This window comes from Azospirillum sp. Sh1 (genome assembly GCF_008365135.1).
Classification (GTDB): domain Bacteria; phylum Pseudomonadota; class Alphaproteobacteria; order Azospirillales; family Azospirillaceae; genus Azospirillum; species Azospirillum oryzae.
In genome coordinates this window covers 41,108-55,057 of the sequence record NZ_VTTK01000016.1, presented here as the reverse complement: position 1 = coordinate 55,057, position 13,950 = coordinate 41,108, and the positions used below count along the sequence as shown (strand labels likewise).

At 66.7% G+C, this 13,950-nt stretch carries 8 protein-coding genes; 5 read left to right on the top strand and 3 right to left on the bottom strand.

Features of this window, described 5'->3' with window-relative positions; all coding sequences use genetic code 11:
• The first annotated feature begins 35 nt into the window (after positions 1-35).
• The 5 genes from FZ029_RS17400 to FZ029_RS17380 all read left to right on the top strand — a co-directional run bounded on the left by FZ029_RS17400 (position 36) and on the right by FZ029_RS17380 (position 7,758).
• Positions 36-2,534 (top strand): glycogen/starch/alpha-glucan phosphorylase, encoded by a 2,499-nt coding sequence (locus FZ029_RS17400; RefSeq protein WP_149197031.1) that lies wholly within the window; start codon positions 36-38, stop codon positions 2,532-2,534.
• Between the two features lie 278 nt (positions 2,535-2,812).
• Positions 2,813-3,853 carry an aspartate-semialdehyde dehydrogenase gene (locus FZ029_RS17395; RefSeq protein WP_149270455.1) on the top strand — a complete coding sequence of 347 codons (1,041 nt, stop codon included), beginning with the start codon at positions 2,813-2,815 and terminating at the stop codon, positions 3,851-3,853.
• Positions 3,854-4,001: 148 nt separating this feature from the next.
• Positions 4,002-5,609 carry a peptide chain release factor 3 gene (locus FZ029_RS17390; RefSeq protein WP_085089362.1) on the top strand — a complete coding sequence of 536 codons (1,608 nt, stop codon included), beginning with the start codon at positions 4,002-4,004 and terminating at the stop codon, positions 5,607-5,609.
• Positions 5,610-5,813: 204 nt separating this feature from the next.
• Positions 5,814-7,385, top strand: coding sequence for an ATP-binding protein (locus FZ029_RS17385; protein ID WP_149270453.1), 1,572 nt, complete (start codon positions 5,814-5,816; stop codon positions 7,383-7,385).
• Positions 7,378-7,758, top strand: coding sequence for a response regulator (locus tag FZ029_RS17380; RefSeq protein ID WP_149270451.1), 381 nt, complete (start codon positions 7,378-7,380; stop codon positions 7,756-7,758). Before FZ029_RS17385 ends, FZ029_RS17380 begins: the two co-directional genes overlap by 8 nt.
• Before the next feature lie 9 nt (positions 7,759-7,767).
• On the opposite strand, the gene FZ029_RS17375 is transcribed toward FZ029_RS17380, so the two are convergent.
• From FZ029_RS17375 to FZ029_RS17365, 3 genes are all read right to left on the bottom strand, one after another.
• Positions 7,768-8,706: a transglutaminase family protein gene (locus tag FZ029_RS17375; RefSeq protein WP_149270449.1), complete on the bottom strand. Its 939-nt coding sequence runs from the start codon at positions 8,704-8,706 to the stop codon at positions 7,768-7,770.
• A 4-nt stretch (positions 8,707-8,710) separates the two neighbouring features.
• Entirely contained in the window at positions 8,711-11,284 is a 2,574-nt protein-coding gene (locus FZ029_RS17370) for a circularly permuted type 2 ATP-grasp protein (protein ID WP_149270447.1), read from the bottom strand.
• A gap of 278 nt (positions 11,285-11,562) precedes the next feature.
• Positions 11,563-13,599: a di-heme-cytochrome C peroxidase gene (locus FZ029_RS17365; RefSeq protein ID WP_149270445.1), complete on the bottom strand. Its 2,037-nt coding sequence runs from the start codon at positions 13,597-13,599 to the stop codon at positions 11,563-11,565.
• Positions 13,600-13,950: the final 351 nt, after the last annotated feature.

The window sequence follows — 13,950 nt, the reverse complement described above, 5'->3', positions numbered from 1 at the left end:
CGCTCCTATTGGCCTTTCACGCAGAAAGTCAGGACATGGACGCTCGGTTTAAATCTCGCGACATCGAACGCCGCAGCCTTGATGTCGATGGCCTCAAACGGTCGTTCCTGGAATGGCTGGTCTACTCGGTCGGCAAGGATGCACGTGCCGCCACGCGCCGTGACTGGTTCCACACCGTGGCGCTGGCCGTTCGCGACCGCGTCGTCGACCGCTGGATGGACACGACCCGCAGCTATTACCAGGAAGACGCCAAGCGCGTTTACTACCTGTCCCTGGAATTCCTGATCGGGCGGCTGCTGACCAACAGCCTGTCGAACCTGGGCATCATGGACGAATGCCGTCAGGCGCTCGACCGTCTCGGCCTGTCGATGGATGACGTGGTCGATGCCGAGCCGGACGCGGCGCTGGGCAACGGCGGCCTCGGCCGTCTGGCCGCCTGCTTCCTCGACAGCATGGCCTCGCAGGGCCTGCCCGGCTACGGCTATGGCATCCGCTACGAGTTCGGCCTGTTCGAGCAGCGCTTCGAGAATGGCTGGCAGGTCGAATATCCGGAGCAGTGGCTGCAATTCGGCAACCCGTGGGAGTTCGCCCGTCCGGAGGTGCTGTACCCGGTCCAGTTCTATGGCCGCGTCGAGGAGTTCCGCGACAGCGTCGGCGAGCGCGCCTATCGCTGGGTCGATGCCGACCGCGTGCTGGCGATGGCCTATGACACCCCGGTCGTCGGCTTCGGCGGCGAGACGATCAACACGCTGCGCCTCTGGTCGGCCCGCGCCACCCGCGACTTCAACTTCGGCCACTTCAACGACGGCGCCTATATGAAGGCGGTCGAGCAGAAGATCCTGTCGGAGAATCTGAGCCGCGTCCTCTATCCCAACGACGCGACGGAGACCGGCAAGGAACTGCGGCTGAAGCAGGAGTATTTCTTCACGTCGGCCTCGCTGCAGGACATCCTGCGCCGCTATCTGCAGCATCACTCCACCTTCGACAATCTGCCCAACAAGGCGGCGATCCAGCTGAACGACACCCACCCGGCCATCGGCATCGCCGAGCTGATGCGCCTGCTGGTCGATCAGCACGCCCTGCGCTGGGACGACGCGTGGGAAATCACCCGGGCCACCTTCGCCTACACCAACCACACCCTGCTGCCCGAGGCGCTGGAAGCCTGGCCGGTGCGGATGATCGAGCGGGTGCTGCCGCGCCACATGCAGATCATCTACGAGATCAACGCCAAGTTCCTGAACCGGACCAAGGCCAAGGCCGAGGGCGACAACGCCAGGCTGTCGCGCCTGTCGCTGATCGACGAACGCGGCGAGCGCCGGGTCCGCATGGGCAATCTCGCCTTCCTTGGCTCGCACAGGGTCAACGGCGTGTCGGCCCTGCACACCGAGCTGATGAAGCAGACGGTGTTCGCCGACTTCCATCAGGAATTCCCGGACCGCATCAACAACAAGACCAACGGCATCACCCCGCGCCGCTGGTTGAAGCAGGCCAACCCGGCGCTGTCGGAGCTGATCACCACCCGCATCGGCGAGGGCTGGATCTCCGACCTGTCGCAAATCGCGGCCCTGCGCGAAAAGGCCGACGACGTGGTGTTCCGCGAGGAATTCCGCCGGGCCAAGCGCAAGAACAAGAAGCGTCTGGCCGCCTACATCGCCCGCCAGACCGGAGAGGAGGTGCTGGTCGACAGCATCTTCGACGTGCAGGTCAAGCGCATGCACGAGTACAAGCGCCAGCTGCTGAACGTGCTGCACACCATCGCGCTGTACAACGAGATGCGCGACAACCCGACGGTCAGCTGGGTGCCGGTGACCAAGGTGTTCGCCGGCAAGGCGGCGCCGTCCTACCACATGGCCAAGCTGATCATCAAACTGATCAACGACGTCGCCAAGGTGGTGAACCACGACCCGTCTGTGCACGACAACCTGAAGGTCGTGCTGCTGCCGAACTACAACGTCACCGCGGCGGAGATCATCATCCCGGCCGCCGATTTGTCGGAGCAGATCTCCACCGCCGGCATGGAGGCGTCGGGCACCGGCAACATGAAGCTGGCCCTGAACGGCGCCCTGACCATCGGCACGCTGGATGGCGCCAACGTCGAGATCCGCGAGCATGTCGGGCCGGACAACATCTTCATCTTCGGCATGACCGCGGAGGAGGTGAACGACCTGCGCGCCAGCGGCGGCTTCAATCCGCGCGATGTGATCGCGTCGAACCCCAGCCTGAAGCGGGCGCTCGACATGATCTCCACCGGTGCCTTCTCGCCGGACGACCGCAACCGCTACCACCCGATCGTCCAGGCGCTGACCGACGGCGGCGACCATTTCCTGGTGACGGCGGACTTCGCCGACTATTGCCGGGCCCAGGACGCCGCGATGCAGCTGTACCGCGATCCGGAGGAATGGACCCGCAAGGCAATCCTGAACACCGCCAACATGGGCTGGTTCTCGTCCGATCGTACGGTCAACGAGTACGCCCAGGAGATCTGGGACGTACACCCGGTACACCCGAGCCATGACGGCGAGGGGTTCCGGTAATTTTAGAATGGGCGAATGCGCAGGCGCTTTACAATGCCTGCGCATTCGGATAAGAAGGCCCCATGAACCGCAAGGCCATCACCACCACTACGACCAAAAAAGCGACTCGCTTCGGCGGGCAGCGTCGTGGTGCGTGCTGATCGGATCGACCAGCGTTTCTTCCACGAGGCAGGCCCCGCCGGACAACGGACGGGGCCTCGTCGTATCCGGGGTCCGCTGTCCGAACGACCGATAGGCCGGTCCGATCAACAGTGCGATAGACAGGACGGAACCCCGCCATGAGCAGCAACAACGCCTCCGCTTCTTCCAAGTCCCTCCGCGTCGCCGTGGTCGGCGCCACCGGCGCCGTCGGCCGCGAGATGGTCAAGGTCCTGCACGACCGCAACTTCCCGGTCGCCGAACTCGGCCTGTTCGCCTCCGAGCGTTCCGCCGGCAAGGTGCAGGAGACCCCCTACGGCGCCCTGACCCTGCAGGCCTTCGACGCCGCGGTGGTCAAGGGCTATGACGTTGTCCTGCTGGCGGTGTCGGGCGACTTCGCCAAGGCGCATGCCAAGGATCTGGCCTCGGCCGGCGCGCTGGTGATCGACAACAGCTCGGCCTTCCGTTACGACGCCGACATCCCGCTGATCGTTCCGGAAATCAACGCCCACGTCTTCCGCGAGGCCTACGCCGCCGGTTCGCGCCTGATCGCCAACCCGAACTGCACCACGGCCATCGCCGTCGTGGCGCTCGGGCCGCTGCACAAGGCCTTCGGCATCAAGCGCGCCATCGTCTCCACCTATCAGGCCACCAGCGGCGCCGGCGCCGAGGGCATGGCCGAGCTGGAGGAGCAGACGCGCAACCAGCTGGACGGCAAGCCGGTCACCAACAGCGTGTTCCGCCATCCGATCCCCTTCAACCTGATCCCCCAGATCGATGCCTTCCAGGAAAACGGCTACACGAAGGAGGAGATGAAGGTGACGTGGGAGACGCGGAAGATCATGGAGGTCCCGGACCTGCTGGTCAGCTGCACCGCCGTCCGCATCCCGACCTACCGCGCCCATTCCGAGGCCATCACGCTGGAAACCATCCAGCCGGTCACGCCGGACGCCGCCCGCGCCGTCCTGGCTGATGCCGCCGGTGTGAAGGTGGTGGACGATCCCGCCGCCGGCGCCTATCCGATGCCGCTGAACGCCACCGGCCAGTACGACGTCGAGGTCGGCCGCATCCGCAGCAACCTGGTGTTCGGCGACCATGGCCTCGACCTGTTCGTCTGCGGCGACCAGCTGCTGAAGGGCGCCGCCCTGAACGCGGTGCAGATCGCCGAGCTGGCTCTGTAAGACAGGCGGCCCAGCCCGATCCCAAGGCTCTGGAATCCCAGGGCCGGCACTGCTATGTAATGCGACGGGGGCCGACGGGCGTTTTTCGCCTGTCGGCCCTTTCGCCGTTCGCACCAGATAACGCCTTTCTAGTCACGGGACTTCGCGCATGTCCGAACTTCAGGACGCCGTCTCCCGCCGTCGGACCTTCGCCATCATCGCGCACCCCGACGCCGGTAAGACCACGCTCACGGAAAAGCTGCTGCTGTTCGGCGGCGCCATCCAGATGGCCGGCGCCGTCAAGGCCCGCGGCGAGCAGCGGCGCGCCAAGTCGGACTGGATGAAGGTGGAGCGCGAGCGCGGCATCTCCGTCACAGCCTCGGTCATGACCTTCGATTTCGATGGACGTACCTTCAACCTGCTCGACACGCCGGGCCACGAGGACTTCTCGGAGGACACCTATCGCACACTGACCGCGGTCGACAGTGCGGTGATGGTGATCGACGGCGCAAAGGGCATCGAGGCGCAGACGCTGAAGCTGTTCGAGGTCTGCCGTCTGCGCGACGTGCCGATCATGACCTTCTGCAACAAGATGGACCGCGAGGCGCGGGATCCCTTCGACCTGATCTCGGAGATCGAGAGCGCGCTGGCGCTGGAGGTCACGCCGGCCAGCTGGCCGATCGGCATGGGCCGCGACTTCTTGGGCTGCTACGACCTGATCCGCGACCGGCTGATCCTGATGGACCGCAGCAAGGGCGACGAGATCGACGAGGGCATCGAGTGCAACGGTCTGGACGATCCCCGTCTGGACGAGCTGCTGCCCGCCCACGCCGTCGCCAAGCTGCGCGAGGAGGTGGAGATGGCGCGCGGCCTGATGCCGGCTTTCGATCTGGAGGCCTATCGCGCCGGTCACCTGACGCCCATCTATTTCGGCTCCGCCATCAACAATTTCGGCGTGCGCGAACTGCTGTCCGGTCTGGCGGAGAATGCGCCGCCGCCGCGTCCGCAGCCGGCCGATCCGCGCACCGTCCAGCCGGACGAGGAGAAGGTCACCGGCTTCGTGTTCAAGGTCCAGGCCAACATGGACCCGAACCACCGCGACCGCATCGCCTTCGTCCGCCTCTGTTCCGGCCGCTACAAACGCGGCGCGAAGCTGAAGCACATCCGCTCCGGCAAGCTGATGGCAGTCAACAACGCCGTGCTGTTCCTGGCCCGCGACCGCGAGGTGGCGGAAGAGGCGTGGCCCGGCGATATCATGGGCATCCCCAACCACGGGTCCTTGCGCATCGGGGACACGCTGACGGAGGGCGAGGATCTGCGCTTCACCGGCGTGCCCAGCTTCGCGCCGGAACTGCTGCAGCGAGTCCGGCCGGACGATCCGATGCGGGTGAAGCATCTGCGCAAGGCGCTGGAGCATTTCGCCGAAGAGGGCGCCTCTCAGGTGTTCAAGCCGCTGACCGGCGCCGATTGGGTCGTCGGTGTCGTCGGCCAGCTGCAGTTCGAAGTGCTGGCCTCGCGGATCGAGGCGGAATACGGCATCGCCGCCCGCTTCGAAGGGGCCGGATTGGACGCCGCCCGCTGGGTCGAGACCGACGACAAGGTCCAGTTGGAAAAGTTCATCGAGCTGAACCGTTCGGCGCTGGCGGAGGACCATGACGGCGCCCTGGTGTTCCTGGCCCGCAATGCCTGGCACCTGAACCGGGCGCAGGAGGATTTTCCGGCGTTGCGCTTCCTGAAGACGCGCGAGCAGAACCGCAAGGTCCACACGGCCGCGTAAAAACGACGTCCGCCCAACCGCCCGCCCACATGCGCCACGGGCGTGGGCGGGCGTCCATTCACGAGAAAACCTGTAAAGGCTTATCAGCCGGACTGACGGCTTGACGGCGTCGGTCCGGTGGCGGACCTTGTGCAATGCGGGTGATGGTTTCGACACTGAAGCGATGGCCTCCGTCGGACGGGTATGGTCGGAAAAGAGGCGGACATGGCGATGGGATTGGACGAGCTTCTGGATAGCGGCGGATTCATACCCCATGGGGTCTGCCTGCTCTGGCGCCCCGATATCCTGATGCTGCATGTCGGGTCCGACATTCTGATCGGCCTGTCCTATTTCTCAATCCCTGTGGCGCTGACCTATTTCGTCATGCGGCGGCGCGACGTGGCCTTCGGCTGGGTGGCGCTGCTGTTCGCGCTGTTCATCATCGCCTGCGGCACGACCCATTTTCTGTCGGTCTGGACGCTGTGGACTCCCGATTATGTGCTGGAAGGGCTGGTGAAGTTCATCACCGCCTTGGCGTCGCTGGCAACGGCGGCGGCACTCTGGTGGCTGATGCCGCGCCTCCTGGCCCTTCCGAGCCCACGGGAACTGGAGGCCAGCAACCGCGCCCTTGCGTTGGAGGTGGCGACGCGCAGGGAGATGGAGACCCGCTATTCCAGCTTCTTCAACAATCTGGCCGAGGCGCTGTTCATCGTCCGCGTCGAGCCCGACGGCGAGTTCGCCTTCGAGGCGATCAACCCGGCGCTGGCGCGGGCGACCGGTCTGGATCCGGAGCGGCTGCGCGGCAAGCGCGTCAACGATGCGCTGGATCCGGAGGTGGCGGAGGCTATCGTTCCCCGCTACACCCAGTGCCGTGACCGCGGCGAGAGCATAGATTACGAGGAGACGCTGGACCTGCCGGTCGGCCAGCGGGTCTTCCACACGATGCTGGTGCCGGTGAAGGACGCCGCCGGACGGGTGATCCAAATCCTGGGCAGCGGCCGTGACGTGACCGAGCGCAAGCGGCTGCAGGAGGAGGTGGTCCAAACCTCCAAGCTGGCGACGCTGGGCACGCTGGCCGCCGGCATGGCGCACGAGATGAGCCAGCCGCTGAACGTCATCCGGCTTTGGACCGAAAACACCCTGAACCGCCTGCAGGAAAATCTGCTCGAACCCGCCCGTGCCGAAAAGGCCTTGAAACTGGTGATCGAGCAGACCGACCGCATGGGCAAGCTGATCGACCATGTCCGCACCTTCGGCCGGCGGGACGGCGGCGGCATGCGGGCCTTCCATCCGGCCAATTGCGTGCAGAGCGCCGTGGAGCTTGTGCGCCATCAATATGCGCTGGAAGACGTCGAGATCGTCGAGAGCGCCAGCTCGGCGCAACTGCCGGTAACCGGACGCCCCCTTGAATTGGAGCAGGTGATACTCAACCTGTTTTCGAACGCGCGCGATGCTATCGTCGCGCTTCGTGCAACCGGTGGGAAGGCGGGACGCATCATGGTGGCAGTCGGCGACGACCCGGACAGACAGAGCGTGGTCATCCAGGTGACCGACGACGGCGGTGGCATCGACCCCACTGTGCTGCCGCAGATCTTCGATCCCTTCTTCACCACCAAGGAGGTCGGGAAGGGATCCGGCCTTGGCCTGTCGATCGGATACGGCATCATCGACGGCATGGGCGGACGGATCGAAGCCCGCAACGTCGACCTGGAGGGCGGAGGCCGCGGCGCCCGCTTCACCATCACCCTGCCGGGCCAACCGGTCTCCTCATCCGACAGGGAGTTCTCGCATGCCTGATCCGTTGCACATCCTGATCGCGGAGGACGAGGTGCTGGCGGCGATGGCGCTGGAGGACTTCCTGACCTTCAAGGGCTTCCGCGTGACTGTCGCCGCCAATGGCGTGGAGGCGCTGGAGCGCTATGCCTGCGAACGGGTGCACGCGCTGGTGACGGACCTGCGCATGCCGCGCATGGACGGCCAGACGCTGATCCGGGAAATCCGCGAACGGGATGCGACCCTGCCGGTGGTGGTGATGACCGGGTACCTGACCCAGGACAGCGACCTGACGCACGAGCGCTGGAAGCCGCTGGAGATCTTCAGCAAGCCGGTCAACCCGCGCACCATCTGCAACACGCTGCACCGCATGCTGGGCCTGCCGCAGGAGGCGTGAGCGGGTTGTTCAGTCCTCCAGCGGTTCGACGTCGACGCTGACGGTCAGGCCATGGCCGGCTCCGCCGACCAGGACACCGCGGGCCGGGCTGACGTCGTCGTAATCGCGCCCCCAGGCCACGGTGATGAAATCGCGGTTGGCGACGCAGGCGTTGGTCGGGCAGATGTCCAACCAGCCGGCGGCGATCCCGCACCAGACCGAGGCCCAGGCATGGCTGACGTCCGCGCCGACCAGCCGCGGCTGTCCCGGCGGGGGCAGGGTGCGCAGATAGCCGGAGACATAGCGTGCGGGCAGGCCGACGGCGCGGGCGCAGCCGACGGCGATGTGGGCGAAGTCCTGGCAGACGCCGCGCCGATTGCGCATCACGGCCGCCAACGGCGTCGCCACCGTCGTCGCGGTGGGGTCGAAGGCGAAATCGCGGTTGATGCGGTTCATCAGGTCGATGGCCGCCGCCACCGCCGGCCGGCCGGGGGTGAAGCTGCCCCGGGCATAATCAAGCAGTTCCGGGCTGGAGGCGACGAGCGCACTGTCGAAGCAGTATTGCGTGATCTCCGCCCCGTCATCCGGCCCGGTCAGGCCGCGCAGACTGTCCCGCACCTGTTCCCAAGGCTGCGATTCGTTCGGAACCGGCGCCGGCAGCTCGAACACCTCCACCTCGCTTTCGGCGATCACGGAGAAGGTCCGGTGTGGTTCCTGAACCGCGACATAGGTGACGGTGTTGCCGAAATAATCCACCCGTTCGGCCCGCACCGCCGGGACCGGATCGATGGTCAGCAGGCTGCGGCGGATACGCTGGCGCGGGTGCGGCCGGGCGCACAGATGCAGCAGATGGTGGGAGATCGGCACATCCTCGCCATAGTCGTAGGCGGTGGCGTGGCGCACGCGGTAACGCGTGGAAAGGCCGCCACTGCTGGAAAAGGGGCCGGGAGCGGGGGAAGGGGGCGTCATCGCGTCAGGCCGATCGTGCGAAGGCATGGCTGAAATAGGCGTGCGCCAGGAAATTGGACACATCCGGCAACGACATCGCCAGCGTGTCGAGCAGCGTGCGCAACCCCTCGCTGGATGCCATGGCGTCGGTGCGGTCCACGCTGTTGCGCGCGGCGGCGACGATGGCCAGCGCGCCGCCGGTCGGGTCCGTCCCGGTGCCGACGCCCTGGCTGGGCAATGCCCGCAGGTGGCGGTCCAGCGCCGCAAGCTGGAAGGCCAGCGCGCGGGGGTTAGCCTCCTCCCCCAGCAGCAGGTCGAGCACGGGGGTGCGCAGCACGCTGGTCAGGTGGCGCGCGCGGTAGGTCATCACGCTCTCGCCCAGTTCCAGCAGGACCGACAGGGTGGCGGCTTGCACCGGCTCGTCCTCGCGGTCCAGGTCGGCGACATGGACCCCGCGCATCAGCGCGATCATGTGCAGCGACCGTTCGATCCGCCGTCCGATGTCGAGGAATCGCCAGCCGGCGCCCCGTGTCATGCTTTCCTGCTCCAAGCCGGAGAAGGCGGCCAGCGTGATCATCACGTCGTCCAGCCGCAGCAGCAGCGAGGCCGCGTCCATCCGGCTCTTCGGCGGCTGGGTCTGGCGGTCGATCGCCGACACCACCCGCCACATGTCCATCGACAGGCGGTCGCGCACGGAATAGGCGGTGCGGTGCAGGCGCAGCACCTGGGAGCGCAGGCTGTTGGGATGGTCCGGATCGGTCACCGCCGCGTGCAGCGCCTCGCGCAGGCCGCGATTCGCGCCGCTCTCCGTCACCCGCGCCATCTCCGCCGGGATCATGCCGAGCGAGCTGAGCAGGTCGAGCAGCGGGCGAAGCTGCAGGGTGGCGCCCGGCATGTTGCTGTCGATCAGCCGGCTCTGGGTGGCGCGCAGCAGGCGCAAAGCCCCCTCCGCCCGCTCCGCATAGCGGCCGAGCCAATAGAGGCCGTCGGCGACGCGGCTGGGCAGGTCGTTGGCGGACGGTCGGGCGCCGCTGGCCGTCGGCTCCGCCGCCAGGGCAGGGCGCGGCTGGGTGGAGGCGACGTCGGCCCGACGCGGCGCCAGGATCCAGGTGTCCTTGCTGCCGCCGCCGCTCTGCATCGACACCACCAGCCGGCCGGATTCGCTCGACACGCGGGTCAGGCCGCCGGGCATCACCGCATAGCCGCCGCTGGGGGTGGCGCAGAGGAAGACGCGCAGCACCAGAGGCCGCGGCTGCAGCCGGCCGTCCTGCCAGACCGGCGCGGTGGAGAGCGCCATCTGCTCCTGAGCCACGAAATACCAGGGACGGCGCTTGATCCGCTCGACGAGGGCCGAGCGTCCGGCGGCCGACAGCTGGGCGCCGAAGATCGGCTCGAAGGACAGCGACGGGAAGGCAGGCTTGACCACAAGCCCGTCGAGATGATCGATGACGTAGGCGCGTTCGGCGTCGTTGCCGCACCACCAGCTGGCGACGCCGGGCAACCGCAGCTCCTCCCCCAGCAGATGGCGGCAGAGCGTCGGCAGCGACGACTTCATCGCCATCGATTCCATCAGCCCGGAACCCAGCGCGTTGGCCATCACCACGTTGCCGGCCCGCACCGCCTCGATCAGCCCGGCGACGCCGAGCGAGCTGTCGGCGCGCATCTCCAGCGGGTCGGCGAAATCGGCGTCGAGCCGTCGCAGGATCACGTCCACCTGCTCCAGTCCCGACAGGGTCTTCAGATAGACCGTCCGGTCGCGCACCGTCAGGTCCGCCCCCTCCACCAGCGTCAGGCCGAGATAGCGGGCGAGATAGACGTGCTCGAAATAGGTTTCGTTGTAGGGACCCGGGGTCAGCAGGACCACGCGCGGCGCCCGTCCGCTGCCGGTGCCGCCGTTGGCGCCGCCATTCCGGGGCGCGATCGACAGCAGCGTTTCCTTGAAGGTGTCGAAGAAGCCGGTCAGCCGCTCCACCTGGCAATGGCGGAAGCTGTCGGGCAGCACCTTGGCGATCACCGCGCGGTTTTCCAGCGCATAGCCGCTGCCGCTCGGCGCCTGGGTGCGGTCGGACAGCACCCACCAGCGCCCATCGGGCGCACGGGCGAGGTCGACGGCGTAGAAGTGCAGATGCACGTCGTTCGGCACCCGGATGCCGTGGACCGCGCGGCGGAAGCCGGGGTCGGCATGGATCACCGACGGCGGAAGCCGGCCGTAACGGGTCAGCGTCTGCGGCCCGTACAGGTCGGTCAGGATGGCGTTCAGCAGCGATGCGCGCTGGATCAACCCCGATTCGACGGCCTTCCATTCATGGGCCGGCAGCAGAAGCGGCATCATGTCGAGCGGCCAGGGCCGCTCCATCCCATTGGGATCGCCGTAGATGTTGTAGGTGACGCCGTTCTGGTGCAGCAGCCGCCGCGCCTCCTCCCACCGCTGCGCCATCTGTTCGGCGTCGAGGGGGCCAAGCGTGCTCATGAAGGTCTGCCAGTGCGGCCGCAGCCGCCCTTGGCCGTTCACCATCTCGTCATAGACTTGGCCCGAGCCATAGCCGATGGCGTCGGCCTCGCCGAACAGCGATCCCTGGGTGAAAGGGACCGGCGGCATCCCCGACGGGATCACGGATGCCGGCGCGCGGAAAGGCTGATCGGATTGGGACAAGGTCGTACTGGTGCGTATTGCCTATGAAGGAAGCAACAGTCTGAACGTCCAGGCCCGGCGATGCAAGGCTGGCGGCCGGCAGATCCATCCGAAAGAGGAAAGATTCCGCCATTATCCGTTCGCAGCCGCATGGGCCGTTGGCGACCATCACGAATGAAAAAGGCCGGAGCGTCGCGAATAGCGACGCTCCGGCTTGCCGGTTGTTGCGGAAATCCCGGTAACGGTCAGAGCGTCTTCAGGTATTCCACCAGCTGCCAGCGCTGGGTATCGGTCAGGCCGGCGCCGAATTCGTGGCCGCTGTTGTGGTTGCCGGGCTTCGTCGTGTCATAGACGAAGGTGGCATCCTTGGCGGACGAATCCACACCGACCTTGACCGGGTCGATGGAGGTGCTGCCCATACGGAAGGCCACCGACCGCTGGGATGCCGGCAGCAGCATCTCGTACAGGTTGGGAACCGACCCGTTGTGCATGAAGGGCGCCGTCGCCCACACCCCGTCCAGCGGACGCGCCTTGTAGGCCAGCAGCTGCTTGATGGTGGCGGCCAGCGCCTCCTCGTCGGCGGTCGCCCCGCCGGAGGTGGACTTCGCGGGAGCGGCGGCGGCCTTCGCCGCACGGCCACCGGCGGGCACCGCGCCGACGGTCGGCTTGGTCTGGCCGCGGCCGGTCAGGGCGGCGATCACCTTCTGGTGGTCGGCCGTCATCTTGGCGCCCGGCTTCACGAAGGGCGTGGTGTCCAGCGTGCCGCCCTTCGCCTGCGATTCGGGCGACCAGCTGGCCGGCGCGCTGGCGGTCAGCCACGGAGCCGGGGCGTTGTCGCCCTTCAGCAGGTCGGCCAGCAGGCCCGGTTCGCGCACCAGATCGCCGAGGATGGCACCGATCACCGCGTTGGACAGCAGGTTCGCCGCCAGATCCGGGTTCTTCAGCGGCTTGCCGCCCAACAGCTGCGGCGGCATGGCGACGTTGGCGAGGACGCCGGTATCGACCTGACGGCACAGCGCGTCGACCGCCATCTTCGGATCGGCGGCATAATTGACCGTCACCATCCCGGCGGAGACGGCGGCATCGACGCCCTTGGTGCAGATCGTGCCGAAGGCCGCGATCACCGCCTTGGCGTCGTCAGGCTTCGCCCAGTTGAACAGCGGCACCATCTGGATCGGCGCGGTGGTGTAGGTCTCGCCGCGCGGCAGGATGGCGTGGCAGCTCTCGCAGCTTTCCTTGTAGATCGTCTCGCCGGCCGCGGCCTTGACGATGTCGACATTGCCGGCAAGGCTGTCCGGCCACACGGGCGAGCGCAGCTTGCGCAGCTGGTTCTCCATGTCGACCAGATTCTGGCCGCGGACCGTCGACTTGTAATAATAGTGCGCGGCGTCGGCCGGCGGCTTCAGCGCCACCTTGCCGAACACGCCCAGCACCTCGCCGGCATTGCGGCCCAGCGCATCGAAGGCGGTGGCGTTCGGCAGCAGGCCGTTCCACTGCACCCGCGGCTGGTGCGGCGCATCCCACAGGAAGGGATAGCTGACCGGGGCGTTCGGCGCGCGGTTGTTCTTGGGCAGGTTCAGGTCGATGGCCGAAACCCGGTTGAAGATCATGCCGAAGGCGTCGGTGCGCATCGACCCCCAGGGCGTGTCCGGGGTGCTGGCGGCGACGAAGGCGGCGAAGGACTGGTCGAAGGCCTTCAGGTCGTTGTACAGCGCCAGCTTCTGCTGATCGGTGGCGTTGGCGCCCAGCACGCGGGTCGCGAAGGGCTGGAAGGCCGCGTCGCTGGTCACCGTGGTGTGGACCGCGCCGCTCAGCCCGCTGATGAAGCCATAGAGGTCGCCGGTGGTGACCGCGCCGTCGATGCGCATGGTCTTGCCGTTCACCGTCACGTCGCCGGTATGGCAGGCGGCGCAGGTCATGCCGAACCAGGCGGTCTTGTCGGGATCGGTGTCCTTGACGAAGCCGACCGGCAGCAGATCGGGGTTCCAGCTGCTGGCGGTCCCGGCGGCATAGCCGTAGCGGGTGATGCTCTTGACGAAGGGCTGCCTGGTCTGCGGATCCTCCAGCGCCATGAACCAGTCATAGCGCATGATCTGCGAGCCCTGGGTGGTGTTGTAGTACCACTGGCGGGCCTCTTGCGACCAACCCTGGTCCAGGTACCACAGGCCGTTGACCTCGACCGGCGGCTTGACCGGCACCGGGCGCGGCGGCTGCGGCGGCTCGGCGCAGGAGCTGAGCAGCAGCGCGCTGGCCGCCAGCGTCGCGTAGAAGGGTAGCTTCATCCCCGTCATTCCCTCATCTGGTGTATGGCGCTTTGGCCTTCGACCGAAGAGGGTAATTCCGATAATCGTTATGCGGGTAGTGCTATCACGTTATGACGCTGAAAAATGGATGACGGGTCGGTCATGGGAATTTACTTCTCTCCCGGAAGCTATGGCACCCACAGAATTCCTGGCATTGCTAAGCCGCTGGAATTTAATGAAGTTTCCGTCATCCCCGCGAAGGCGGGGATCCAGGCTGTCCAGTGCAAGGGCCTGCAAAGTCTGGATTCCCGCCTTCGCGGGAATGACGGCCGAAAAAGTGATTTTATCCCAATATCTTACAACACTCTGAGATGTGTGAATATGATAGCT